This is a genomic window from Streptomyces phaeochromogenes (genome assembly GCF_001418655.1).
GTDB classification, from domain to species: Bacteria; Actinomycetota; Actinomycetes; order Streptomycetales; family Streptomycetaceae; genus Streptomyces; species Streptomyces phaeochromogenes.
Map to the genome: position 1 here is coordinate 1 of NZ_LIQZ01000168.1, position 24,294 is coordinate 24,294.

The 24,294-nt window shown below is 69.9% G+C and carries 23 protein-coding genes and 1 pseudogene; 22 read left to right on the plus strand and 2 right to left on the minus strand.

Translation table 11 applies throughout. From position 1 onward, the window contains the following. From AOK17_RS51685 to AOK17_RS23145, 3 genes and pseudogenes are all read left to right on the plus strand, one after another. Positions 1-209, plus strand: a pseudogene (locus tag AOK17_RS51685) (hypothetical protein); the annotation flags it as partial. A 384-nt stretch (positions 210-593) separates the two neighbouring features. Continuing rightward, positions 594-1,067 (plus strand): ATP-binding protein, encoded by a 474-nt coding sequence (locus tag AOK17_RS23140; protein ID WP_245697306.1) that lies wholly within the window; start codon positions 594-596, stop codon positions 1,065-1,067. Positions 1,068-1,258: 191 nt separating this feature from the next. After that, positions 1,259-2,677 carry an Nramp family divalent metal transporter gene (locus AOK17_RS23145; RefSeq protein WP_055614458.1) on the plus strand — a complete coding sequence of 473 codons (1,419 nt, stop codon included), beginning with the start codon at positions 1,259-1,261 and terminating at the stop codon, positions 2,675-2,677. 79 nt (positions 2,678-2,756) lie between these two features. Here the strand turns inward: AOK17_RS23145 and AOK17_RS23150 are convergent, their stop codons facing one another. Then, entirely contained in the window at positions 2,757-4,445 is a 1,689-nt protein-coding gene (locus AOK17_RS23150; protein WP_206190810.1) for a chitinase, read from the minus strand. Positions 4,446-4,822: 377 nt separating this feature from the next. On the opposite strand from AOK17_RS23150, the gene AOK17_RS23155 reads away from it, so the two are divergent. The 15 genes from AOK17_RS23155 (at position 4,823) to AOK17_RS23225 (ending at position 18,189) form a co-directional block, all read left to right on the plus strand. Continuing rightward, positions 4,823-5,698, plus strand: a complete 876-nt coding sequence (locus AOK17_RS23155; RefSeq protein WP_245697309.1) for a hypothetical protein — start codon at positions 4,823-4,825, stop codon at positions 5,696-5,698. Positions 5,699-5,862: 164 nt separating this feature from the next. Then, entirely contained in the window at positions 5,863-6,576 is a 714-nt protein-coding gene (cpaB, locus tag AOK17_RS23160; RefSeq protein WP_055614461.1) for a Flp pilus assembly protein CpaB, read from the plus strand. Positions 6,577-6,653: 77 nt separating this feature from the next. Next, positions 6,654-8,273 carry a CpaE/TadZ family protein gene (locus AOK17_RS23165; protein WP_055614462.1) on the plus strand — a complete coding sequence of 540 codons (1,620 nt, stop codon included), beginning with the start codon at positions 6,654-6,656 and terminating at the stop codon, positions 8,271-8,273. Then, positions 8,273-8,647 carry a TadE/TadG family type IV pilus assembly protein gene (locus AOK17_RS23170; RefSeq protein ID WP_055614463.1) on the plus strand — a complete coding sequence of 125 codons (375 nt, stop codon included), beginning with the start codon at positions 8,273-8,275 and terminating at the stop codon, positions 8,645-8,647. The genes AOK17_RS23165 and AOK17_RS23170 overlap by 1 nt, the downstream gene beginning before the upstream one ends. Before the next feature lie 41 nt (positions 8,648-8,688). Beyond that, positions 8,689-10,029, plus strand: coding sequence for a TadA family conjugal transfer-associated ATPase (locus tag AOK17_RS23175; protein ID WP_055614464.1), 1,341 nt, complete (start codon positions 8,689-8,691; stop codon positions 10,027-10,029). A gap of 76 nt (positions 10,030-10,105) precedes the next feature. After that, positions 10,106-11,047, plus strand: a complete 942-nt coding sequence (locus AOK17_RS23180; RefSeq protein ID WP_055614465.1) for a type II secretion system F family protein — start codon at positions 10,106-10,108, stop codon at positions 11,045-11,047. 16 nt (positions 11,048-11,063) lie between these two features. Then, positions 11,064-11,954, plus strand: coding sequence for a DUF5936 domain-containing protein (locus AOK17_RS23185; protein WP_206190811.1), 891 nt, complete (start codon positions 11,064-11,066; stop codon positions 11,952-11,954). 3 nt (positions 11,955-11,957) lie between these two features. Then, positions 11,958-13,391, plus strand: coding sequence for a sensor histidine kinase (locus AOK17_RS23190; RefSeq protein WP_079053225.1), 1,434 nt, complete (start codon positions 11,958-11,960; stop codon positions 13,389-13,391). Continuing rightward, positions 13,384-14,145 (plus strand): response regulator transcription factor, encoded by a 762-nt coding sequence (locus AOK17_RS23195; RefSeq protein WP_055614466.1) that lies wholly within the window; start codon positions 13,384-13,386, stop codon positions 14,143-14,145. The genes AOK17_RS23190 and AOK17_RS23195 overlap by 8 nt, the downstream gene beginning before the upstream one ends. A 105-nt stretch (positions 14,146-14,250) precedes the next feature. Then, positions 14,251-14,493: a hypothetical protein gene (locus AOK17_RS23200; RefSeq protein WP_055614480.1), complete on the plus strand. Its 243-nt coding sequence runs from the start codon at positions 14,251-14,253 to the stop codon at positions 14,491-14,493. Positions 14,494-14,546: 53 nt separating this feature from the next. Further along, positions 14,547-15,095 (plus strand): pilus assembly protein TadG-related protein, encoded by a 549-nt coding sequence (locus AOK17_RS23205; RefSeq protein WP_245697311.1) that lies wholly within the window; start codon positions 14,547-14,549, stop codon positions 15,093-15,095. Positions 15,096-15,110: 15 nt separating this feature from the next. After that, on the plus strand, positions 15,111-15,704 hold the full coding sequence (locus AOK17_RS23210) for a hypothetical protein (RefSeq protein WP_055614468.1): 594 nt from the start codon (positions 15,111-15,113) through the stop codon (positions 15,702-15,704). A 2-nt stretch (positions 15,705-15,706) separates the two neighbouring features. Next, positions 15,707-16,333, plus strand: a complete 627-nt coding sequence (locus AOK17_RS23215) for an OmpA family protein (RefSeq protein WP_079053226.1) — start codon at positions 15,707-15,709, stop codon at positions 16,331-16,333. 26 nt (positions 16,334-16,359) lie between these two features. Continuing rightward, complete coding sequence (locus AOK17_RS23220) at positions 16,360-17,232, plus strand: LLM class flavin-dependent oxidoreductase (protein WP_055614470.1); 873 nt, start codon at positions 16,360-16,362, stop codon at positions 17,230-17,232. Between the two features lie 174 nt (positions 17,233-17,406). Beyond that, positions 17,407-18,189, plus strand: a complete 783-nt coding sequence (locus AOK17_RS23225; RefSeq protein WP_055614471.1) for a class I SAM-dependent methyltransferase — start codon at positions 17,407-17,409, stop codon at positions 18,187-18,189. Between the two features lie 74 nt (positions 18,190-18,263). Here the strand turns inward: AOK17_RS23225 and AOK17_RS23230 are convergent, their stop codons facing one another. After that, positions 18,264-19,412, minus strand: a complete 1,149-nt coding sequence (locus AOK17_RS23230) for a winged helix DNA-binding domain-containing protein (protein WP_055614472.1) — start codon at positions 19,410-19,412, stop codon at positions 18,264-18,266. A 67-nt stretch (positions 19,413-19,479) separates the two neighbouring features. Between AOK17_RS23230 and AOK17_RS23235 the strand changes: the two genes are divergently transcribed. The 4 genes from AOK17_RS23235 to AOK17_RS23250 all read left to right on the plus strand — a co-directional run. Further along, positions 19,480-19,878: a winged helix-turn-helix transcriptional regulator gene (locus AOK17_RS23235; protein ID WP_055614473.1), complete on the plus strand. Its 399-nt coding sequence runs from the start codon at positions 19,480-19,482 to the stop codon at positions 19,876-19,878. 832 nt (positions 19,879-20,710) lie between these two features. Then, positions 20,711-21,484, plus strand: a complete 774-nt coding sequence (locus AOK17_RS23240) for an isoprenyl transferase (RefSeq protein WP_055614474.1) — start codon at positions 20,711-20,713, stop codon at positions 21,482-21,484. A gap of 391 nt (positions 21,485-21,875) precedes the next feature. Further along, on the plus strand, positions 21,876-23,201 hold the full coding sequence (gene phoH2, locus AOK17_RS23245) for an RNA 5'-3' helicase PhoH2 (protein ID WP_055614475.1): 1,326 nt from the start codon (positions 21,876-21,878) through the stop codon (positions 23,199-23,201). A 436-nt stretch (positions 23,202-23,637) separates the two neighbouring features. Continuing rightward, positions 23,638-24,294: aggregation-promoting factor C-terminal-like domain-containing protein (locus tag AOK17_RS23250; RefSeq protein ID WP_055614476.1), on the plus strand; the 657-nt coding region annotated here is incomplete at its 3' end.

Consider the following 24,294-nt stretch of genomic DNA (forward strand, 5'->3'; position numbering starts at 1 on the left):
GCCCCGCCATCGTCGACGCCGCCCGCCGGGCACACCCCGACACCCCGGTGTACGAACAACCGGCCCGCCTGGTCCACGAGTTGGACGCGGTCCCCCTGCCCCCGCCGCCACCGGACGCCGAGCGCCTCACCGCCCCGGACCGCGAAACCCTCCGCGAGACCTGTTCGCGACGGCGGTCACCGAGGCGGCGACCCCGTACGCACCCCTGATCCCCGCCCCATCCCTCCCCGAGGTCCTGCTCTGGGGCGAGGCGCCCGCCTGTGTCTGCGAGCTGCGCGTCCCCGAGCGGATCACCGACCCGCTCGCGGGCTTCGTCCCGCCGCAGGCCGAGGGTCCGGCGCCGGGCCAGGGCCTGTGGTTCACGCGCCAGGTCTGCGCGTACGTGGACATCCGGGAGGCGGAGCCCGGCGAGGGCTCACTGATCCGGGTCCAGTACGCGTAGGACACCGGGGCCGCATGGTTCCCGTACGAGCGCGTACGGCGAAGGCACCCGCATGCTCCTGCCCCATAACCGGTGCGAACGCATGTTTTCAGGTAGGTGTTCAGGTAGTCCTCCCCGTGTCGACGAGCCGTGGGGAGCCGAACCTTTAGACATGCTGGAACTCTCCGGAGGACATCTTCCGGATCCCGACGCCGCGTACGGCTGGTACCCCCAACCACCGTTGGGAGCAGGCCATTCGAGTGTCGTGTACGACCCCCGTCCCGTCGCGGCGGCCGAGGCCCGCGCGGAGGTCAGGCGGCGGCTGGAGGGCTGGGGCCTCGCGGAACAGAGCGACACGGCGGAGCTCCTCGTCAGCGAACTCGTCACCAACTCCCTGATACACGCGGCGAGTCGCCTCCGCCTCACCCTCTCGGCCGCGCACGGAGTCCTGCGCTGCGAGGTCTCCGAGGCGGGCCGCCGCCCCGCGGAGGTGCCCCGGGCGGGCACCGCGGTGGGCGGCTGCGGGATGTTCCTGGTGGATGCGCTCGCGAGGCGCTGGGGCTGCCACCAGGACGGGCCGGGCCGGACCCTCTGGTTCGAGCTCGGCACGTGCGGGTCCGACGGCTGTGGTCGGCGACAGCCGTAGAACCCCGCGAGTTCCGGACGAACCGTTGTCAACCTCCGGAACCACAGCCCGGGCCCCGGTGGCACGCGCTGCCGCCGGGGCCCGCCCGGACGTCTTCTCCTCGGTGCGCACCCTCCTCACCTGTGCACATCGGGTGGCGATCGCCGCACGCCCTCTTGTGCCCCCGTTCTCTTTACGCTTTCTTGATCCGCATGGCTGACACCTCTGGGAACGCGGACACCACTGGAAGCACGGCCACGGGAGAGACGGGGAAGGCCGCCTCCGCTCCCCGCAAGTCCAGTTGGAAATACATCGGCCCCGGCATCGTGGTGGCCGCGACGGGCGTGGGCGCCGGAGACCTCGTCGCCACGCTCATCGCGGGCTCGAACTTCGGCTACACGCTCCTGTGGGCCGCCGTCATCGGCTGTCTCGTCAAGATCTCGCTGGCCGAGGCGGCGGGCCGCTGGCACCTGTCCACCGGCCGCACGCTCTTCGACGGCTGGGCGAGTCTGGGCCGCTGGACGTCGTGGTTCTTCGTCGTGTACGTCGTGATCTGGGGCTTCGTCTACGGAGCCGCGGCCATGTCCTCGTCGGGCCTGCCGCTCCAGGCGCTCTTCCCGGACGTCATGGACCTCGAATGGTGGGCCGTCCTGACCGGTCTGGTCGGCCTGGTCTTCGTCTGGTTCAACAAGTACGAGGTCTTCGAGAAGGTCATGACCGTCCTGGTCGGCGTGATGTTCGTCGTCACGGTCTACCTGGCGATCCGCGTCACCCCGAACCTCGGCGACGCCTTCGCGGGCCTGCTCCCGGTCCTGCCCGACGAGAAGGACTCGATCCTCAACACGCTCGGCCTGATCGGCGGGGTGGGCGGCACGATCACGCTCGCCGCGTACGGCTACTGGGTCAACGCGAAGGGCTGGACGAACACCGGCTGGATGAAGGTGATGCGCCTGGACAACCGCGTCGCGTACATCACCACCGGCATCTTCGTCATCTCGATGCTCTTCGTCGGCGCGGAACTCCTGCACTCCTCCAACGTGGCCATCGCGAGCGGCGACAAGGGCCTGATCCAGCTCGGCGACATCCTGGAGGACGAGTACGGCACGGCGACCGCCAAGTTCTTCCTCATCGGCTTCTTCGCCACGTCCTTCACGTCCCTGATCGGCGTCTGGCACGGCGTGAGCCTGATGTTCGCGGACTTCGTGGAGCGCTACCGCAAGGACCGTGCCGGCCGCGCGACCGCCGAAGGGGAGACCACCCCGGCCGGAAAGGCGACGTCCGGCAAGGGGGAGACATCCGGCGAGGGAACGACATCCGGCGAGGAGGTGGCCTCCGGCGCCCGCGAGCGCTCCTGGCCCTTCCGCGCCTACCTCCTCTGGCTGACCTTCCCGCCCATCGTCCTGCTCTTCCAGGGCGAGCCCTTCCGCCTGATCATCCTGTACGGAGTCCTGGGCGCCGCCTTCCTCCCCTTCCTCGCCCTCACCCTGGTCTGGCTCCTCAACTCCTCCCGCACTCCAGCGGAATGGCGCAACGGAATCCTGAGCAACTCCATGCTGACGATCGCGGGCCTGCTCTTCGTCGTCCTGTGCGTGAAGCAGATCTGGGACCAGCCGTGGTCGGAGTTCTTCTAGCCGCGGCCGTGCCCCGGCCGAACACGCGGAAGCGCCGCCGCCGGATCGGCGGCGGCGCTGGGCCGGTGACGAGGTGTCCCTACGGAAGCCCGTGCACGTGCGGTCCCACCGCGTTCGACCAGGCGTTGCCGGCCGTCGCGTCCCAGTTCGTCGACCAGGTCATCGCGCCGCGCAGGTCCGGGTAGGTCCTGGAGGGCTTGAAGGAGCCGCAGTTGGTGCCCTTGGTGAGGCAGTCGAGGGCGTTGTTCACGATGGTCGGGGAGACGTAGCCGCTGCCCGCGCCCCGGGTGGAGGCCGGGAGGCCGAGGCCCACCTGGGACGGGGCGAGGCCGCCCTCCAGCTGGATGCAGGCGAGGGCGGTGAGGAAGTCCACCGAGCCCTGCGAGTACACCTTGCCGTCGCAGCCGAGCATCGAACCGCTGTTGTAGTACTGCATGTTGACGACCGTGAGGATGTCCTTGATGTTCAGGGCCGTCTGGAAGTAGCCGTTCGACGTCGACTGCATGTCGATCGTCTGCGGAGCCATCGTGATGATCAGCGAGGAGCCCGCCTTCGAGGACAGCGACCGCAGCGCCTGCGTCATGTACGTGGCGTTGATGCCGTTCTCCAGGTCGATGTCGACGCCGTCGAAGCCGTACGTCTGCATCAGGGAGTAGACGGAGTTGGCGAAGTTCGTCGCGGAGGCGGAGTCGTTCACCGAGATCGTGCCGCGCTCGCCGCCGATCGAGATGATCACCTTCTTGCCCGCGGCCTGCTTGGCCCGGACGTCCGCCTTGAACTGGTCGACGGTGTAGCCGCCGAGACCCGCCGAGTCGAGGTTGAAGGTCACGGCGCCCGGTGTCGTCGTGGCGTCGGCGAAGGACACCGCGATGATGTCGTACTGCGACTGGACGTCGGAGATCTTCTGGACGGCCGCGCCGTTGTTGAAGTTCTGCCAGTAGCCGGTCACCGCGTGCTTGGGCAGCGCGGTCCCGCCGCCCGAGTTCGCCTTGGTCGTCCCGGTGACCGCCGTCGACTTCACCGACTCACCGGCCGCGTTCGTCGCGGTGACCTGGAAGGAGTACGACGTGGAGGCGGCGAGGCCGGTGACCGTCGCCGAGGTGCCGGTCACCGCGAGGACCTTCGTACCGGCGCGGTAGACGTTGTAGCCGGTCGCGCCCGACACCGTGTTCCAGGCGAGGGAGACGGAGGAGGAGCTCGTGGACGCCACGTTCAGACCGGCGGGCGTCGCGGGGACGACCGGATCGGGGTCGCCGCCTCCGCCCCCGTCGGGCCCGAACACGGACACGTCGTCGGCGAAGTAGGCCGCCTGCCCGTACCAGCCGTGCGTGTAGACGGTCACGGACGTCGTGGACGAGCCCGTCGTGAAGGACGTCGTCAGCTGCTTCCAGGAGGAGGAGTCCGGGGTCCAGGTCGACACGTCCGTCGTACCCGTGCCGCTTGCGCCGAGATACGCGTACCCGCCCTGCACCCACGCGCTCAGCGTGTACGTCGAGTTGGGCTTCACCGCCACGGTCTGGCTGCACCGGGCGTTGTCCTGCCCGGCGGGCGTGGCCTTCAGGGCGGACGCACCGCCGTGCACGGGGGAGGAGACGGCGGCGCCGCTGCCCGCCGAGCAGGTCCAGTTGGAGAGCCCCGACTCGTAGCCGGCGTTCTTGGTGTTGTTGACGTCGGCGGCCGAGGCCTGGCCGGCTCCGGCGAGGGAGAGTACGGATGCAGCGAGCGCGGTGGCGAGGGCTGCCGCCCAGGTCCGTCTGCGTCTGGGCATGCCTGGTACGCGGTCCACTGGGGCCTCCGGTGGGGGAGTGGGAGTCAAGAGTGGGGGACGACTACGGTGGCCACCGCTGGAGGTACAAGGTGGTCCAGACCAATCCGGTTGTCAAGACCTCTGACGGAGGTCAACGCCCTTGCCGTACCGTCGAGTTGAGGCATATGCGCCTCACTCTGTGTGGATCACCTACGCACCTTGTGTGAGGTGATCTCGCGGATCCGGTGTTGAGCGGCCCATGCCGTGGATAAGGTGCAGTTGCAGAAGGGCGCACAGTGACAAATTCGCGTTCTTCCGTGAAGGTTTGATGGCGAAGTCAGGGGCGATCTGAGGCGGTGGTTGACCACCCCGCCGCAGTGAACGGGGTGGTGTGCAGCGTGCCGACCGCGATAGCCGTCACCAGTTCCGATCTGGTGCTCCCACCGCACGACCGGCAGACCCCGCCCGCCGCCGTCCAGCCCCTCGAAAGCCTCGAAAGCTCCCTCACCGGGATGCATGCGCTCATCGAGCAGCACGGATACGTGATCGCGCTGTACCCGGCCTCCACGCCGGGTGACGTCACCCGGCGGCTGCACGCCGTGCGCTCCGTCCTGGAGAGCGACCGCATCGCGCTGCTGGGCCTGGACCTGCCGCCGCTCGGACTCGCCCTGCTCGCCCAGCAGTTGCGTCAGCTCTCGGTCTGCGACTTCAGCCCCGGCGTGCTCGCCTCCTCGGCGCGGCTGCTCGCCCACTACATCTACGCGGGCGCCCTGCTCGGCTCGGTCGCCAAGCTGGACCGCATCCCCGTCTCCCTGAAGTCGCACGCCAAGTCATGGGTGCCGGGCGCCCAGTTCGCCGTACTGGCCAATCCGCGGCCCCAACTGGTCCGCGTCGGCCAGGAAGAGCTCACCGGGCCCGAGTTCGGGACCCGGATGCTCGTCGCGGCCGGACAGCTGCCCGCCGAGTGGCTCACCGGGACACTCGCGCCCGCCTGGCGCGTCCAGGGCGTCACGACCGTGCCCCTGCCCGCCGAGTCCACCCGCTGGTGGGGCACGGGCAAGGTCGCCGAGTTCGCCACCGGGCTCTACGACGTGTCCGTGCTGTACCAGCTCGTCTCGTCCGTGCGGCGCGAGGAGTGTCACTGGTGCGGTCTCGAACTCATCGGCGATCGCTGCGGATTCTGTGCGGCGCCTTTGCCACCGCCCCAGGAGCTTCCGAGGGCCACGGTGCGGGCAGCTTCTTCGGTACGTGCCCTGCCCCGAGGGGCTTCGTAAACCACGTCAGTCATGTACGTACACCTGAATAACGGTGCACAACAGGCACGTTGAACGAGACACGTAGAACGAGCTACGTAGAACGAGATACGAGACACACGCAGCACCAGGCACAACCGCTCGACCCCGCTGTCCCCGCCCCCCTGATCGAGGTTGTCCGCGTCATGAATTCACGCCAGCGCCGCGGCGTCATCCTGCTGGTCCTCTCGGCACTGTGCGCCCTGGGCGCCTTCGCCGGAGTGCTCTCGGTGATCCGCGACGTGAACTCGAAGGTCGGCCCCGAGGTCGCGGCGTACCGCCTGAAGGACGACGTCGCGCCCTACCGGGAGCTGACGTCCGACCAGTTCGAGAAGGTCTCGATGCCCGAGCGGTGGCTGTCGTCCACCGCCGTCACGAGTCTCTCCGAGATCCGCGGCAAGATCGCGGTCACCCGGCTGGAGAAGGGCTCGCTGCTCCAGAAGGACATGATCGTGGACCGGCCCGAGCTGGAGGCCGGCCAGCAGGAGATCGCGATCCTGATCGACGCGGCGACCGGTGTGGCGGGCAAGATCAACCCGGGCTCTCGGGTCAACATCTACGCCACGTTCAAGGACGAGACCGACAACGGCAAGGACCAGTCGAAGGTCATCGTCGAGAACGCCCGCGTCATCGACGTCGGCAAGCTGACTGCCCTCGACCCGGGCCAGTCCAGCAACGACCGCCGCCGCACCGCGAACGAGGCGGTCCCGATCACCTTCGCCCTCGACACCGCCGACGCCCAACGCGTGGCCTACGCCGAGTCGTTCGCCGAACACGTCCGCCTGGCGCTGGTCGCGGGCGGCACCGACGCCACCGTCGCCCCCGGCGACCGCACATACACCCTCGACGAGGACAAGTAGGAGGCCGTGATGCGCTCAGCCCCCACGTGGCCAGGCCGAGGGAACGGCGTGCCAGGCCGAGGCCGAGGGACCGGCCGATGACCATCCGTATCCTCCCCGCCGTCGGCGACATCGACTCGGCCCGCGCGCTCAGCACACTGCTGAGCCAGCTCGCCGACGCCGAACCCGCGCCGCCCGTCGCGGACACCACGGCCCTGCTGGACACCCTGGCCCGCCTCGCCGCCGAGTCGCTGGACGAGCTGCCCGAGGTCGTCCTCGTCCACGAGCGGATCGGCCCGGTCCCGGCGCTCGACGTCATCCGCGACCTGGTGCTGAGCTTCCCGGCCGTCGGCGTCGTCCTCATCACCGCCGACACCAGCACCAACGTGCTCACCGCAGCCATGGACTCCGGCGCCCGCGGCATCATCGGCCTGCCCCTCGGCTACGACGCCCTCGCCGAACGCGTCCACGCAGCCGCCGCCTGGTCCATGGGCATGCGGCGCCATCTCGGCAGCGGCACACCCGAGTTGTACGCCGGACCGGGCGGCCGGGTCGTCACCGTCACCGGCGCGAAGGGCGGCGTGGGTGCCACCGTCGCCGCGGTCCAGCTCGCCCTGGCAGCCCAGGCGTCGGGCCGCTCCGTGGCCCTGCTCGACCTGGACCTCCAGTCGGGGGACGTGGCCTCGTACCTGGACGTGCAGTTCCGCCGCTCCATCGCCGACCTCGCCGGGATCAGCGACATCAACCCGCGCGTGCTCCAGGACGCCGTCTACACCCACGACACCGGACTCGGCCTCCTCCTCGCCCCCGCCGAGGGCGAACGCGGCGAGGAGATCACCGACCGGGTGGCCCGCCAGGTCCTCGCGGCCCTGCGCTCCCGCTACGAGGTCGTGGTCGTCGACTGCGGCGCCCAGCTGAACGCCGCGAACGCGGCGGCCGTCGAACTGGCCGACCAGGCCCTGCTGTTGGTGACCCCCGACGTGGTCGCCGTCCGCGCCGCCAAACGCATGGTCCGCATGTGGGACCGCCTCCAGATCCGCAAGGCCGAGGAGACGCTGACGGTCGTCAACCGCTTCTCCCGCGGTACGGAGATACAGCCCTCCCTCGTCGAACGCGTCACCGGCACCAAGGTCGCCCGTTCCACGGTGCCCGCCGCCTTCAAGGAGCTCCAGTCGGTGGTGGACGCCGGCCGCATGCAGGACCTGGACGCCCGTTCCACGGTCAAGCAGGCGCTGTGGGCCCTGGCGGGCGAGCTGGATCTGGTGGTCCAGCAGGAGGGCGGTGGCGGCGGCCGGCGTCGTAAGGCGTCCTCGGACCGGGGAGCCCTGGCCCTGCGCCGCAAGGGCGGCGACCGAGGAGCGGTCACCCTCGAATTCGCCGGGATGTTCCCCATCCTGCTGGTCGTGATGACGATCCTCTGGCAGTGCGTGCTGTACGGCTACACGTACTCCCTCGCGGGGAACGCGGCGGACGAGGCGGCGCGGGCCGCCACCGCGGCCAACTCGGTGACTCCGGGGGCGTACGCCGGTGCCTGCGCGGACGCGGGAAGCGAGCACCTCCCGGACTCCTGGCAGGGCGCGACCATCAACTGCGGTGAGGACGGCACGGTCATGCGGGCCACGGTCACCGCCCAGGTCCCGCTGTTCTTCCCGGGCTTCGACGCGGGCTGGGAGGTCCAGGCCGAGGCGGGCGCGGCCCTGGAAGGGGAGGACGACTGATGAGCGTGCTCCGCAGGATCTGGCGCAGAGCCCGGGACGACCGAGGCGTCTCCATGCTGGAGTTCGCCGGATTCCTGCCCATCCTGCTGCTCATCGGGATGGCCACCATTCAGCTGGGCCTCGTCGGATACGCCGCCAACCAGGCGGGCTCCGGCGCCCGGGCCGCCGCCCGGGTCGCCTCGCAGGACGGGGCGGGCGAGGCGGCCGGCCAGGCCGCCATGAGCGACTGGCTCGACGCGAACGTATCCGCACCCAAGGGCGGGGACACGACCACCGCCACCGTGACCGTGCAGGTCCCGCTCCTCCTCCCGTTCGTGGGCGAGGGCTGGACCGTGACCAAACGCGCCACGATGCCCAATGACAACGACGACTGAACCCGTGCCGAACCGACCTCCCCCGGAAGGGAGTTGAAGACATGAGCCTCAGGGCCCGTATCGCCGCCCCCGAAGAGGGCGGATCAGGCCGCGAGGACGGCCACCTCGTCGCCGTCTACCGTGCCAAGCTGCTCGAAGAGATCGACCTCGCCGAGATGTCGAGCCTCGCGGCAGCCGAGCGGCGGATGCGGCTGGAGCGCGTGCTCGGGCACATCATCAGCCGCGAGGGCCCGGTCCTGTCGTCCGCCGAGCGCTCCCAGCTGATCAGAAGGGTCGTCGACGAGGCACTGGGCCTCGGCGTCCTCGAACCGCTCCTGGCCGACGCGTCGATCACCGAGATCATGGTCAACGGACCGGACTCGATCTTCGTGGAGCGGGCCGGCCGCGTGGAGCAGCTCCCGCTCCGGTTCGCCTCGAACGAACAGCTGATGCAGACCATCGAGCGCATAGTCTCCACGGTCAACCGCCGTGTGGACGAGTCGAATCCGATGGTCGACGCCCGCCTGCCCACCGGCGAGCGCGTCAACGTCATCATCCCGCCGCTCGCCCTCACCGGCCCGACCCTCACGATCCGCCGCTTCCCCCGCGCGTACACACTCCCGGAGCTGATCGGCCTCGGTTCGCTCGACGAGCAGATGCTGATGCTGCTCGCCGCGTTCGTCCGGGCCCGCTTCAACGTGATCGTCAGCGGTGGTACGGGCTCCGGCAAGACCACGCTCCTCAACGCGCTCTCCGGCCTGGTCCCGTCCCACGAGCGCATCATCACCATCGAGGACTCCGCCGAACTGCAGCTCCAGCAGGAGCATGTGATCCGCCTCGAATCCCGCCCGCCGAACGTGGAGGGCAAGGGCCAGATCACCATCCGCGACCTGGTCCGCAACTCCCTGCGTATGCGCCCCGACCGCATCATCGTCGGTGAGGTCCGCGGCGGCGAGACCCTCGACATGCTCCAGGCCATGTCGACGGGCCACGACGGCTCCCTCGCCACCGTCCACTCGAACTCCGCCGAGGACGCCCTGATGAGGCTCCAGACCCTGGGCTCGATGTCCGAGGTCCAGATCCCCTTCGAGGCGCTCAAGGACCAGATCAACTCCGCGGTCGACGTCGTCGTCCAGCTCACCCGCCACGCCGACGGCTCCCGCAAGGTCACCGAGATCGCCCTGCTCGTCTCGCACGGCCGCGAACAGTTCCGCGTCGTCCCGGTCACCCGCTTCGTGCCCCGCCCGACGGGCCCCGACCGCGTCGTCCACGGCCACTTCGAACACCTGCCGCTGCCCCGCGCGGTCGCCGAGAAGCTGTACGTCGCCAACGAGCCCCTGCCACCCGCCTTCGGGGTCGCGGAGGCCTTCGACGTCCTCAACACGAGGCAGGCCATCGGATGACCGCCCGGACACCCTGTTGGGCGACCTCCGCCACCGGGAACGACAAGACCGACAAGACCGATGAGAGGAGCGAGCCGTGAACAACCAGGCCCTGCTCGCCCTCGGCGGCACCGTCCTGTGCGGCACATTCGCCGTCGCGGGCGTGCACACGTACGCGTCGGGCCGCGCCCAGCGCCAGGCCCTCGTCGACCGCCTCTCCGGCGGCGGCCCGCTGCGTACCGCGGCCGGCCGCGCCCGCCGCTTCGCCGCCGTCGACCGCCGGCTGCGCCGCACCCGCCTCGGCCGCACGATCCAGCTGCGCCTCTCGGCGACGGGACTCGACCTGACCGCGGGCGAGTTCTTCACGTACGTCGCCGCAGTGGTCGTCGGCCTCTGGCTGATCGCCGCCGCCTCCCTGGCCCCGTTCTTCGGCCCCATCGCGGGCCTGGCGGGCGTCTGGAGCGCGGCGATCTTCCTCAACTGGCAGCGCCAGAAGCGCATCGAGGCCTTCATCAACCAACTCCCGGACGTGGCCCGCCTGCTGGCCAACGCGGCTGCGGCCGGACTCGCCCTGCGCACGGCCCTGGCGATGGCGGCGGAGGAGCTGGAGGCCCCGGCGGGCGAGGAACTGGCCCGGGTGGCCGACCAGTTGACCATGGGCCGCTCGGTCGACGACGCCCTCGGCGAACTGGCCGAACGCCTCCCGTCCCGCGAACTGGTCGTCCTCGTCACGACCCTCGTCCTGTCCAACAAGGCGGGCGGCTCGGTCGTCAACTCCCTGCGGAACCTCACCCAGACCCTGGAGGACCGCAAGGAGACCCGCCGCGAGGTCCGCACCATGCTCTCCGAGGTCAACGCGACCGCCTTCACGGTCCCCCTCCTCGGCGTCGGCTCCCTCCTCCTGATCAACTCCTCGAACGAGGGCGCCCTGGCCAAGGTGACCGGCTCCCCGCTCGGCCAGACCCTGGTGCTCATCGCCATGGGCCTCTACACCATCGGCTTCTTCGTCATCCGCCGCCTCGGCAAGATCGAAGTATGAGGAGGAGGGGATTACGTTGCTGGCCTTGCTCCTTGCCGCACTGACCGGCCTCGCCGTCGGGGGCATGCTCCTCGGCATCCGTATGTACCGCGCGGAGGCCAAGCTCCCCGGCGACATGGCGCTCGCCCTGGAGGTCGGCGCCACCCGCGTCTCGAAGGCCGACTCGGCCGTCGACCGCCTCGGCATGCGGTTCGCCCCGCTCGTCCTGCGGCTGATGGGCCCCCGCCGCGTCGACGCCAAGCGCCGCCGCATCGACATGGCGGGCAACCCCGGCGGCCTGACCCTGAACCGCTACGCGGCCCGCCGGGCGGTGTACGGGGTCTTCGGCGTCCTGCTCTTCCTGATCTTCCTCACCAACGGCCAGCCGCTCTTCTCGCTGATGGCCCTGGCCTTCGGCCTGCTCGCCGCAGACGCCCTCATCTGGCAGGCCATCCGCGAGCGCAAGGAGGTCATCGACCGCACCCTCCCGGACTTCCTGGACGTCCTGGCGGTCGTGGTGTCCGCGGGCCTCGGCTTCCGCCAGGCCCTGGACCGGGTCGCGGACCACTACGAGGGCCCGTGGGCGGACGAACTGCGCATCACCCTGCGCCAGATGGACATGGGCGTCAGCCGCCGCCAGGCCTTCGACGAACTGCGCAAGCGCAACTCCTCCGAACAGGTCGCCCAGTTCGTCTCGGCGCTCCAGCAGGGCGAGGAACTGGGTTCCCCGATCGCGGACACCCTCATCCAGCTCGCCACGGACATGCGCCGCACCGACGCCCAGAACTCCCGCCGCCGGGCCGCCAAGACGATCCCCAAGGCCACCATGGTCACCCTGGTCTTCATGCTCCCGGCCACGATGATCCTCATCGCCACAGGCATGTTCCTGGGCTCCGGCTCGAACTTCGGCTCGATCCTGGGGCGCTGAGAGATGACGGGGACGTGGAGGCACCGCTGGGCAAGTCGCCGCCCCTCCAAGGGGTGCGGGGAACTGCGCGCCCAGCCACGACGGACGCTGAGCCAACGACCAACCCTTTCCCCCGGTGGCTCAGCCAAGTGGACGTGGGCCACAGGCTACTTCGCAGACGACGCGGCAGCGCCCGGCAGCGTCCGCCTCCAGCTCAACGCCCTCCAGGCCCTCTGCCGCCAGGCGTTCGCGGTCAGGCTCACCCTGATCGCGATCGGCGCCCCCTTCGCGACGGCCAACGCGACAGACGGCCCGCCCCGGTACGGCGTCCTCGCCGCCGCGGTCCTCGGCGTCATGGGCTCGTACGCCATGCTCAGGGACTGGGACCGCTTCGCCCCCCGCCTCCTGGCCCACCCCACCCTCATGGCGGTGGACCTGGTCTTCGGCGCGATACTCCTGCTGACCGCGTCCCCCGCCTCCCCCCTCGCGTACGCGGCCGTCTGCACCCCGCTCCTGGCGGGCCTGCTGTACGGCTGGCGCGGCTCCGGAGTCTTCACGGGGCTCCAACTCGTCGTGCTGCTCACGGTGTTCAGAGCCTGGGAACACCGACCGGGCGCCGGCGCCAGTACCCTCCTGGTCGCCGGCTTCTGCATCGCGGCGGGCATAGTCGGGGTCACCCTGCGCAACCTGATGTTCCACTTCGGCACGGCCAGCCAGGCCCTCGCCGAGGCCAACTCCCGGCTGGCCGTCGCGGAGGCGGTCGAGTCCGAACGGGCCCGCCTCGCCCGGGAGATGCACGACTCCGTGGCGAAGACCCTGCACGGCCTGGCCCTGGCCGCCGAGGCCCTCGCGGTCGCCGCCGACCACGACACGGACCCCCGCGCCCTCAAGTCCCAGGCCACGGCGGTGGCTGGCGCGGCCCGTCGAGCGGCGGCGGAGTCCCGCGACCTCCTGACGGACCTCCGCCACCACACGGCGATGTCGACGCCACCGATGGACCTCGGGACGGAACTGACGACGAGGGCGGCGGACTTCACATCCCGCACGGGCATCAGGGCGAGCGTCGACCACCAGGCGCCCCCCACGCTCGTACTCCCGCCCGAGGCGTCCCGCCACCTCCTGGCGATCCTCTCGGAGGCGCTGGAGAACACACACCGACATGCGACGGGGGCGACCCGGGTGGACGTGACCCTCCAGGCCTCGCCCTCCGCCCTCCACCTGACCGTGCGGGACGACGGAACAGGCACGTCCGTATCCCTCGATGACGTACAACACCTGGCGAAATCCGGCCACTTCGGTCTGCTGGGCATGCTGGAGCGCGCGGCCTCGATGGGCGCGGGCCTCCAGCTGCACCGAGCCGAGCAGGGAGGCACGGAGGTCAAGGTCGACCTTCCGCTGGTCACCGCCCTGCCGGTATCCCCCTCACACACTCCTCAAGAGGAGGCCGCACATGCCTGACCAGGCACTTCCCGGCCCGCCCCTACGAGTGCTCGTGGCCGACGACAACCCCGTCGTCCGGGCGGGCCTGGCGGCCCTGCTCGACGCCCACCCTGACATCCGGGTCACGGCCCAGGCGTCGAACGGTGCGGAGGCGCTCACGGCCGCGACCCGCCACCGCCCCGACGTGATCCTGCTCGACGTCCGCATGCCGGGCACGGACGGCCTCACGGCACTGCCTTCGCTGGCCGGGCTGGCTCCCGTGATGATGCTGACGTACAGCCGTGAACCCGAGGTGGTGGCACGGGCGTTGCGCCTGGGAGCCGCCGGTTACCTCGTGCACGGCGAGTTCACCGCGGACGAACTGATCACCGCCGTCCGCAACTTGAGTGACGGAAGAGCCACCTTCACGGCCTCCGCCGCCGAGGCCGCCGCCGTGTCGGATTCACTCGGTGTTTCGTACGAACCGAACGAAAACTCTTCGCATCTGCAATCGGTTGTGGCACAGTCGTCGAAGGCTCGACCCGCCTCCGCGGCGAGGCTCCACCGCCGCGGCGGCAACCCACTGGAATTCGGGCTGAGTTCACGGGAGGTGGAGGTCATGGATCTCATCGCGGCCGGCATGAACAACCGGCAGATCGCCGCCACGTGCTTCATCAGCGAGAAGACCGTAAAGAACCACATCAATCGCATCTTCGCAAAGCTGCACAGTTCAACGCGCAGCGAAGCGATCGCCCACTGGCTGGGCACGGCCCAAGGGGGGTGGAACCGGTGACTCCGAACTCGGGAAGTTGGGCCCCTGGACCCACCCGGAGTAGGCGTGTTCTCACGTACGGTGCGCGGGAAGGTAGTGGTTCTGGGTGGGAAGGAAGGGGACGTGATGGCGAAGGGCTGGACGCTGAGGGCAACGGTAGGCGTGGAGCGGGCGTTGGAGACCTGGGCGCGGACCGTCTCCGACCGGATGCGCGGGCGGGATCGCGATCGGGGCGCCGGATTCGTCGAGTATGCGGGCTTGATGATTCTCATTGCCGGGATCTTCACGCTGATCGACGGGCTGGGGCTGGACGGCCAGATCTCAGGAGCGATCGGCGATGCGGTCGCGGACGTAGTAGGGGGCGGCTGAGCCCACTTGGCTTTCGCAGTGACCGAGGGTCGACTCTCCCCATCTATATCTGGCTGACGGGGATTCTGCTCTTCGCCGCGTTCGCGTTCTTCGCGTTCGCTCAAGCGGCGTCCGCCCGGAACGGAGCTCAATCCGCGGCGGACGCCGCTGCGTTGGCTGCCGCACAGAGCGCCCGGGACGACCTGGTGGAGGACCTGGGGGAGGCCGTCGGCGGCGACCCCAACTGGCTGGACTGGCTCGACCCCGATGAGCTGGAAGGCGGCGAAGCCGCTGCCGCGGCCGACGCGTTGGCCGCCGAGAACGACGCTGCCGTCACGGGATTCGCAGGCGCGACCGTGGCCGGGAACCTCGGTTACGAGGTGGAGATCCAGACGAACTACACGGTCGGAGACTCGATCATCCCGGGCACGGAGACCAGGCATGCCAACGCGGATGCCACGGCCGTCATCGAACCGCGGTGTGATTTTCCCGCGGACGCCGATCCCGCGGAGCTCGTCACGCTCGACTGCGACGGCGATCTCGTGGACATCGACCCCGAAGATTTCGATTTGGACGACCTTCCCGACGCGTCCGTGCTGTTCTCTGTGCAACTGGCCGAGTGAAAGGAAGCCGTACCAATGAACATTCGGCGCACCATGAAGGGCCGCACGGTACTGACCGCGGTGGCGATCACGACTGGGTTGGTCCTCACGGTGGCCGGCTGCGGTGGGGGCGGCGACGATGACAAGCCCGACAAGACCGCATCATCGTCTTCCTCCACCACGAACGACGACGATGGCAAGGACAAGGAGTCGCAGGCACCAGGCGAGACCAAGGTGCTCGCAGAGTCCAAGCAGGGCGACATCTCACTCGCCATCACGTCGGCAGTGCGTGACAGCGGGGGCTTCGTGACCGTGTCCGGCACGGTTACCAACGGCGGTTCGAGGCTCTGGGTCGCGGCGGACTGGCGCGGTGACGAGAACGAGTTGCGCCAGAACGCCTCATCCGTCGCCGGCGCGAGCTTGGTGGATCAGACCGGCAAGAAGAAGTACCTCATCCTTCGTGACACCGAGGGCCGCTGCCTCTGCACGCGATTCGTCGGCGGCGTGAAATCGGGAGAAACGGCGGAGTGGTTCGCCCAGTTCCCCGCCCCACCCGAGGACACCACCAAGGTCTCCTTCCAGGTCGGCTCCATGCCCCCCGCCGCCGTCGAACTCTCCGAGGGCGAGTGACCATGTCCCTCACCCTCCGCACCACCGCGATCACCTTCACCGCCCTCACCACGCTCGTCTTCCTGACACCACTCACCCCGGCCCAGGCGGACGACGAGGACCCGAGTGCCCCGCCCGGCAGCGTGAGCAGTTCCCCACCTCCTGAAGTGGACGCGAACAGCCCGGGGCTGAAGCTCGCCGACGGCGCCACGCTCGCGCCCGCGCGCGTGCTGGACATCAAGTCGGTCGTCGAGGACCTCGGCGGCGAGGAACGCCGCGTGGACACCAACGAGGACGTGACGTTCGCGCTCCAGGCGGAGGTCCTCTTCCCGAAGGACAGCTCGAAGCTCAACCCCGAGGCACGGTCCCGCATCCAGGCGATCGCGGACGAGATCAAGGCCCAGAACGCCACGAACGTCCGCGTCTTCGGCTTCACCGACAACCTCGGCTCGTACGCCCACGGCCTGACCCTCTCCAAGAACCGCGCCGAAGTCGTCCACGAGGAACTCGCCTCCGCCCTCGGCGACACGAACGTCACCTTCGCGGTACGCGGCTACAGCGAGGACTACCCGATCGCCGACAACACCTCGGAACAGGGCCGGCGAAAGAACCGCCGCGTGGAGGTGACGTTCCCGAAGGGCGAGAATTAGGCCCCGCACCCGGGTAGGAAGGCCCCATGACTGCACTAGGTGCCGTGTTCCGGCCTCAGCTGCCCCCAGAACGTCTGCGCGCGATGGTCCGTACGGCGGAGGGCGCGGGGCTGGAGGAGTTGTGGTTGTGGGAGGACTGTTTTCTGGAAGGGGGGATCTCCGCGGCGGGGGCGGCGCTGGCCTGGTCGGAACGGCTGCGGGTGGGAGTGGGGCTGTTGCCCGTGCCGTTGCGGAACGTGGCCGTGACGGCGATGGAGACCGCCACCCTGCACCGGCTCTTCCCGGGCCGGGCGATCGTGGGCGTCGGTCACGGCGTACAGGACTGGATGGGGCAGGTCGGGGCGCGGGCCGAGTCGCCCGTGACGCTGCTGCGTGAGTACCTCGTGGCGTTGCGGGCGCTGCTGCGGGGCGAGCGGGTGACCACGGACGGGCGGTACGTGAAGCTCGACGACGTCGCCCTCGACTGGCCCCCGCAGACACCGGTGGAGATCCTCGCGGGAGCCACCGGCCCGCGTACGCTCCGGCTCTCCGGCGAGTTCGCGGACGGCACCATCCTCACCTCCGGTACGTCCCCGGAGGGCGTACGCAAGGCGCGCCGACTCATCGACGAGGGGCGGAAGTCGGCCTCCCGCGACGGCACGCACGAGGTCGTCGTCTACCTCCTCACCGCCACCGGCCCGGACGCCGCGGCCCGCCTCCGCGCCGAGCTGGAGGCGGACGGCGTGGCGTCGGTTCCGGACCTCGGGGTCGCCGGGGACGCGAAAGCGGTCGCCGAGGCCGTCGGCCGCCTCGCGGACGCAGGCGCCGACACCGTGATCCTCCAGCCGACCGCCGACGAACCGGACCCCGAGGGCTTCCTGCGCTTCACCGCCGAGGACGTACGCCCCCTCGTCCCGTAACGGACCCGAGCCGTCGTCGCTCATGCCGGGCCGAGTGCCGGGGCCGACTGTCGGTGCCCGTTGCCGGACTCCCTCGGCATGAGCGAAACCGCCCACGCACATCCGTGGGCACCCCGGCACGTACAGCCCGGAATTCGGTCGCGGCACACGAACCCCGCCTGCCACCATCGCCCGATGAGCCCGAACGCCTCCTCCGCCTCCACCCCCGCCTTCGAAGAACTCGTCGCCGAAGGCGAAGCCGCTCCCACCGAGGGCTGGGACTTCTCGTGGTTCGAGGGGCGGGCCACCGAGGAGCGGCCGTCCTGGGGATACGCGCGGGCGATGGGGGAGCGCCTGGCCGCGGCGGAGGCCGCTCTCGACATCCAGACCGGCGGGGGCGAAGTGCTCGCGTCGGCGCGGGAGTTGCCGCGGCTGACCGTCGCCACCGAGGGCTGGCCGCCGAACGTCGCCAAGGCCACCGCCCTGCTCCACCCGCGCGGCGCGGTGGTCGTCACCTCGCCGGAGGACGCCCCGCTGCCGTTCGGCGACGCGGCGTTCGACCTCGTCGTGAGCAGGCACCCGGTGACGGCGCACTGGACGGAAATCGCCCGCGTCCTCGTCCCCGGCGGCACCTACTTCGCCCAGCACGTGGGCCCCAGTAGCGCGTACGAACTCGTCGAGTACTTCCTGGGCCCGCAGCCGGAGGCCAACCGCAACGCCCGCCATCCGGACCGCGAGCGCGCCGGAGCCGAGGCGGCCGGTCTTGAGATCGTCGATCTGCGCGCGGAGCGGCTGCGGATGGAGTTCCACGACATCGGGGCCGTCGTGCACTTCCTCAGGAAGGTGGTGTGGATGGTGCCCGGCTTCACCGTGGACCAGTACCGGACCCGGCTCCTGGACCTGCACGAGCGGATCGTGGCCGACGGCCCGTTCGTGGCCCACAGCTCCCGCCACCTCATCGAGGCCCGCCGGCCGTAGAGTGCGCGGCGCAAGCCGTGGAGCGCGTGGCGCGAACAAGTCCCCCAGGGACGAGCCGAGTTGACGTCCGCCGGTTACGCGTGCGGGCCCGCCGTCACCTTCCCCACCACCAACTCCGGCTCGGCCTCCAGCACTTCACCGACCCGCTTCACCTGGTCCCGCAGCTCCCGCTCCCGCGCCCGGGTCAGCCGGCCCAGCGGCTCCACCGTCACCGTCGTCCGCTTCCCCTGCCGCCGCTGATGCCAGACCCCGGCGACCACGCCGTCGACGAGCAGCACCGGGAAGTTCCCCGCCTGCCCGCCCGCCAGAGCCCGCTCGTAGGCCGCGCCGGGGAACATCCGCTCGCGGGGCTGGGCGGCGATGGCGTACGCGTCGAAGTAGGGGAGCAGCCGCACTCCGCGTACGGACTCCGTGGGGAACTCCGTGTCGCCCGCCACCACCCACGCCGGCGCCCCCTCGAAGTCGACCTCCTCGATCCCGCCCGAGGAGGCCAGCGAGGCGAAGAGGTCGGCGGCCCAACCCCGGGGCGCGGCGGCCCACTTGGCGAAGTGCTGCGGCGTCGCGGGACCGTACGCGTGCAAATAATGGCGTACGAGCGTGGCGAGCGCCTCGGCCGCGGGGAGCGGGTCGAAGTGCGGCGGGCGGGTGTAGGTGGCCTTGCGGCCGCGGTTGGGGGCGAAGCACAGCGCGCCCGACTGGCCCGCGCGGTGCATGACCTGACGCCAGCGCGGCCACTTGCCCTGGAACGCCTCCATCACCAGGTCCCCGGCCCAGGGGCCGGTGCGGGCCACGACCTCCTCGGACAGCTCGTCGATGGTCAGCTGCCGCCCGTCGAGGGCGTCGCCGATCGCGGCGACGACCTGCTCCTCCTGCCCGGGCGTCATCCGCACGCCCGGCGGGGCGCCCGCACCGCTCGGCACGGCGGTCAGCGCGGCGCTCCAGAAGGGGAGCTCGGCGGCGGCGAGGAGATGGATCGTGCCGCGCGGCCCGTACGTCTTCACCAGACTCCGGTCGTCCCAGAGCGCCGCGCGCACGTCCTGGCGGGTGGCGCCGTCGAGCCGCAGGCCCACGGAGAGCTCGGCCGCCGACAGGACCTGCGCGTGCGTGGCGAGCAGCGTGGAGACGACCTCGGCGACAGGCGTGCCCGCCGGCGCGGGCGTCCCCAGCAGCTGCCGCTCATAGCGCCGCGCGCTCGCCTCGTCCCATGTGATCCTCGATGTCATGGCGGCGACGCTAGACGGGAACTAGGTCAGATCCTGTCCGCTGCCCCGGTCTTGGGAGGAGTCGACCATGTCGAAGGGCAAGGGGCCCTACAGCTGTGGCCTGGACGCGGCCGTGGACGTCGTGGGCGGCAAATGGAAGCCGATGATCCTCTGGGAGCTGCACGTGGGCGGCACCCTGCGCTTCGGGGAGCTGCGCCGGAACATCGGGGGCGGGCACTCCCCGGGAATCAGCGAGAAGGTGCTGAGCCAGCAGCTGCGCGAGCTGGAGGCCGACGGAGTGGTGCACCGGGAGGTGTACGGCGAGGTGCCGCCCCGCGTGGAGTACTCGCTCACCGAGCTGGGCAAGGCACTGAACACCGCGCTCCTGCCGCTGGGCGAATGGGGTGATCTGCACATGAAGGAAATTGTCGCCCGTAAACACCCAGGCCTGAGCAAAGAGCCGCCGGTCGCCGCGCAGCCCGGGTGAGGCCCCTCACGAAAATCCCGGAAACGCTCACAGAGTTTCCACATCGTTACCCCGGATGGTCCGTCGCACCTCTCCGGCTCACGTAAATTCGAAGCAAGGTAATTCGCGTGAGCAAAGCTGCGCGGGACGGTACCGCGCGGAGGAGGGGGCCGCGCGGTGCCCTGCCGACAGAGCCGAGGACGTGCCGGGGGGCGCGTTCGGGAATCCCGTGCCGGGGCTCCGATCCGGCCGGAGTCGCGAAGCCGCCACGGCCGCGAAATCATCCTTGGCGTCAAGTGGACGTTCCTGAGCGCTTCACCCTTGGGGCGTACGTCCGAGGCGGATGGCCCAGTGCCCCAGAACCGCTCGGAAACCCCCTGGTTCCCTCCGGATTCGCCTCCACCGCCTTGGAATCCGCTGTGATTCGGCCACGTTCCGCCCTTGAATGAACGCTTCCGCACCCACCCGGGCGTTGTCGGGCGACTGCGGAGAGTAGTTGTGGCACGCCGATGCACGCAGCATCACTTACGAAGGGTTATGGTGGAAACCCCCCCTCGGGCCGGTCCGTCTCCCCCCCACGGACCGGCCCGTTTTTTGTGCGCTCGTACGCGCCCGGCGTACGCCCCTGAGGTGCTGTCGCCGATGCCGTCGCCGTCCCGGCGTGGATGCGTGGCAGTTGCTGTCGGCGGTGCGTCGCCGGTGCTGTCGGTGGTGCCGGCGTCCCGCACGGCACGCCCCCGCCCCTGCCGCCCGGAGAGAAGAAGGCCTTGCACCCCAAGGGGGAGCGGCGCTTCAGCAGCGGTATGGTGTCGCGCTCGGGGGCCGTTATCTGCACGGAGAGGCTGACGAAAACGTGAACCTGCGGGACAACCTGCGCCGCTTGCTGGTCAGGGTCTATGCACGCAGGGTGGAAGGCCACCTTGACCACGACCAGGTGCCCAAGCACATCGGCGTCATCGTGGACGGCAACCGGCGCTGGGCGAAGGCGGCGGGCAGCACCGCGGCCCAGGGGCACCGGGCCGGGGCCGACAAGATCGAGGAGTTCCTCGGCTGGTGCTCCGAGACCGACGTCGAGGTCGTCACCCTCTGGCTGTTGTCCACGGACAACTTCGACCGCCCCGAGGAAGAACTCGGACCGCTGCTCGACATCATCGAGAACGTAGTGAGGTCGCTCGCCGCCGACGGCCGCTGGCGCGTGCACCACGTCGGCACGCCGGACATCCTGCCCTCCCGGATGCAGACCGTCCTGAAGGAGGCCGAGGAGTCCACCGCGCACGTCGACGGAATACTCGTGAACTGCGCCATCGGCTACGGAGGCCGCCAGGAGATCGCCGACGCCGTGCGCTCGATGATCCTCGACCACGCCGAGAAGGGCACCTCGATGGAGGAGCTCGCCGACAGAGTCGACATCGACATGATCGGCAAGCACCTCTACACCAGCGACCAGCCCGACCCCGACCTCGTGATCCGTACGAGCGGTGAGCAGCGGCTGTCCGGGTTCATGCTCTGGCAGACGGCCCACTCCGAGTACTACTTCTGTGAGGTCTTCTGGCCGGCCTTCCGCAAGGTCGACTTCCTGCGCGCCATGCGCGACTACGCGGCGCGACACAGGCGCTACGGAGGCTAGACGCTCCGCTGTGATCCGGTGTGCCGCCCGCGGGCCCGTCGTGGCTGACCGCGCAGTTCCCCGCGCCCCTTCGGGGCGCGGCCGAACCCTGCAGGGGGCGCCTTCAGGGACGTACGTCATCTGGTGTTAACGAACGCGCCGTCATCGGCTTTGGCATGGCATCGCGCGTTCGAGGGCATAAGCCTTGCAGGTCGACACCCGAACCACGGGTGTCGTATCTCAGCGGACGGCACGGGGCCGTCCGCCCGGGAGGCCCTTTGCACCAGCCCGACCGTGCGGTCAGTACGGACGAAGCGGAGAGGGCCGGTAGTCGGCCCGTGCATCGCGGCCGGACACCGGTCCAGCTCTCCTCCGTCGCTCCCCGACCTCATCCGAGGGGGTACGTCCTTCCGTGGTGACCAGCACAAAGCGCCGTATGCCAGACCGGCGCACCTATGTTCTCGACACCAGCGTCCTGCTGGCCGACCCGCACGCCATGAACCGCTTCGACGAGCATGAAGTAGTGCTTCCGATCGTCGTGGTCACGGAATTGGAGGCCAAGCGGCACCATCCCGAACTCGGCTACTTCGCCCGGCAGGCCCTGCGCCTGCTGGACGACTACCGAGTGAAGTACGGCCGTCTCGATGCCCCCATCCCCACCGGGGAACTGGGCGGGACCGTACGTGTCGAGCTCAATCACTCGGACCCCAGCGTGCTGCCCAGCGGCTATCGCCTGGGGGACAACGACTCCCGCATCCTCGCGGTCGCCCGCAATCTGCAGGCCGAGGGGTTCGACGTCACAGTCGTGTCGAAGGACCTGCCGCTCAGGATCAAGGCCTCCTCGGTCGGGCTTCTCGCCGAGGAGTACCGCGCGGAGCTCGCCATCACGGGCTCCTCCGGCTGGACCGGAATGTCCGAACTGACGCTCTCCGGAGAGCAGGTGGACCTCCTCTTCGACCAGGAGACCCTGTACGTCCCGGAGGCGTCCGACTTCCCGGTCCATACGGGCCTGATGATCCAGTCCGAGCGCGGCAAGGCCCTGGGACGCGTGACGTCCGAGGGCAACGTCCGGCTCGTACGGGGTGATCGGGAGGCCTTCGGCATCAAGGGCCGCAGCGCCGAGCAGCGCATCGCGCTGGATCTGCTGCTCGACCCGGACGTCGGGATCGTCTCGATGGGCGGCCGGGCCGGCACCGGAAAGTCGGCGCTCGCCCTGTGCGCGGGCCTGGAGGCCGTGCTGGAGCGGCGCCAGCATCAGAAGGTGATGGTCTTCCGTCCGCTCTACGCGGTCGGCGGGCAGGAGCTCGGCTATCTGCCCGGCTCCGAGTCCGAGAAGATGGGCCCCTGGGCGCAGGCGGTCTTCGACACGCTCTCCGCGGTCACCAGCCGCGAAGTCATCGAAGAGGTCACCGCACGCGGCATGCTGGAGGTCCTGCCGCTCACGCACATCCGCGGGCGCTCCCTCCACGACGCGTTCGTGATCGTGGACGAGGCCCAATCCCTGGAACGGAACGTTCTGTTGACCGTTCTGTCCCGAATCGGCGCGAATTCACGGGTGATCCTGACCCATGACGTGGCCCAGCGGGACAACCTCAGGGTCGGCCGGTACGACGGAGTCGTGGCCGTCGTGGAGAAGCTGAAGGGCCATCCGCTCTTCGCGCACGTCACACTCACCAGGTCCGAGCGCTCCCAGATTGCGGCACTTGTGACCGAAATGCTGGAGGACGGGCACATCTGATCCCACCTGCCACCACCTGTGGCATCTGTCCAACGGGTGGTGGCTACACGGTAATTGACGCCGTCCGGCAAAGGCTGAAGAGCCTAGCCGGGCGGCGTCTTGGCGTGTGCTCGTTTCCGGAAAACTCCTGGGGCAAACAAGGTGTGAGCTTTCACACCCGGCACAGAATTGCCCTCCGGCGTCGGGGTGCGGCAGAGTCTCACTCCTGTCAGGCCCCGCATACGACACACCTGTGCCCCCAGCGGTACGGCACCACAGAAGTATCAGAACTCCATAAAGCCGTCGTATGCCGCCCGAGCACCACGCGGCGCTCCCGTCATGGGAGTTGCCCATCGGGCCCGTGCCTCCCGTGACCCCGCAGTTGGGAGGCCAGCGCCAAGGGCACGATTGCGTCCGCGAGGGTCACCTGTAGCGGGCGATGCTGGAAGGAAACCGTGTGAGCCGGATTTCGGTCCGGGGATTCGCAGTGGCCTCGGCCACCGCGGTCACCGCTGTCGGCGCTGTCACCGGTGTTGCCTCGGGCAGCACCGCGTCCTCGAGCGACGACGCGGAGGCAACGGCAGCAGGCGCGACGCTTCTCGCGGACATACCCGCGGGTGCGCAGGCGCAGGTGCAGACCGCATCCCTGACTCAGCAGGCCGACTCGCAGGCCATCGCGGCCGACGCGACCGCCAAGAAGGACGCCGAGGAGTCTGCGCGCAAGCAGGCCGCCAAGGACGCCGTCGCCAAGCAGAAGGCCGCGGAGAAGGCCGAGCAGGAGGCGAAGGAGCGGAAGGACGCCCTGAAGGCTGCCAGCCGTTCCGCCACGCGTGACGCTTCCAGCTTCCCGACGCAGTCCTCGTACAGCGTCGCGGAGATCCAGGCGATGGCACGCCAGATCGTCCCCGCGGACCAGTTCCAGTGCTTCAGCACCATCGTGGACCACGAGTCCAGCTGGAACTACCGGGCGGACAACCCCACCTCGGACGCCTACGGTCTGATGCAGGCGCTGCCCGGCTCCAAGATGTCCTCCGCCGGCGCGGACTGGGCGACCAACCCGGCCACCCAGATCAAGTGGGGCCTCGGCTACATGAACGACCGCTACGGCAGCCCG

What these genes read in the sequence shown, in the direction of transcription:
- AOK17_RS23170 (WP_055614463.1), top strand. Translation starts at nt 8,273, where the DNA reads ATGAGCGTGCTCCGCAGGATCTGGCGCAGAGCCCGGGACGACCGAGGC.
- cpaB (WP_055614461.1), top strand. Translation starts at nt 5,863, where the DNA reads ATGAATTCACGCCAGCGCCGCGGCGTCATCCTGCTGGTCCTCTCGGCA.
- AOK17_RS23215 (WP_079053226.1), top strand. Translation starts at nt 15,707, where the DNA reads ATGTCCCTCACCCTCCGCACCACCGCGATCACCTTCACCGCCCTCACC.
- AOK17_RS23190 (WP_079053225.1), top strand. Translation starts at nt 11,958, where the DNA reads ATGACGGGGACGTGGAGGCACCGCTGGGCAAGTCGCCGCCCCTCCAAG.
- AOK17_RS23200 (WP_055614480.1), top strand. Translation starts at nt 14,251, where the DNA reads ATGGCGAAGGGCTGGACGCTGAGGGCAACGGTAGGCGTGGAGCGGGCG.
- AOK17_RS23230 (WP_055614472.1), bottom strand. Translation starts at nt 19,412, where the DNA reads ATGACATCGAGGATCACATGGGACGAGGCGAGCGCGCGGCGCTATGAG.
- AOK17_RS23225 (WP_055614471.1), top strand. Translation starts at nt 17,407, where the DNA reads ATGAGCCCGAACGCCTCCTCCGCCTCCACCCCCGCCTTCGAAGAACTC.
- AOK17_RS23220 (WP_055614470.1), top strand. Translation starts at nt 16,360, where the DNA reads ATGACTGCACTAGGTGCCGTGTTCCGGCCTCAGCTGCCCCCAGAACGT.
- AOK17_RS23210 (WP_055614468.1), top strand. Translation starts at nt 15,111, where the DNA reads ATGAACATTCGGCGCACCATGAAGGGCCGCACGGTACTGACCGCGGTG.
- AOK17_RS23235 (WP_055614473.1), top strand. Translation starts at nt 19,480, where the DNA reads ATGTCGAAGGGCAAGGGGCCCTACAGCTGTGGCCTGGACGCGGCCGTG.
- AOK17_RS23150 (WP_206190810.1), bottom strand. Translation starts at nt 4,445, where the DNA reads ATGCCCAGACGCAGACGGACCTGGGCGGCAGCCCTCGCCACCGCGCTC.
- AOK17_RS23140 (WP_245697306.1), top strand. Translation starts at nt 594, where the DNA reads ATGCTGGAACTCTCCGGAGGACATCTTCCGGATCCCGACGCCGCGTAC.
- AOK17_RS23195 (WP_055614466.1), top strand. Translation starts at nt 13,384, where the DNA reads ATGCCTGACCAGGCACTTCCCGGCCCGCCCCTACGAGTGCTCGTGGCC.
- AOK17_RS23175 (WP_055614464.1), top strand. Translation starts at nt 8,689, where the DNA reads ATGAGCCTCAGGGCCCGTATCGCCGCCCCCGAAGAGGGCGGATCAGGC.
- AOK17_RS23165 (WP_055614462.1), top strand. Translation starts at nt 6,654, where the DNA reads ATGACCATCCGTATCCTCCCCGCCGTCGGCGACATCGACTCGGCCCGC.
- AOK17_RS23145 (WP_055614458.1), top strand. Translation starts at nt 1,259, where the DNA reads ATGGCTGACACCTCTGGGAACGCGGACACCACTGGAAGCACGGCCACG.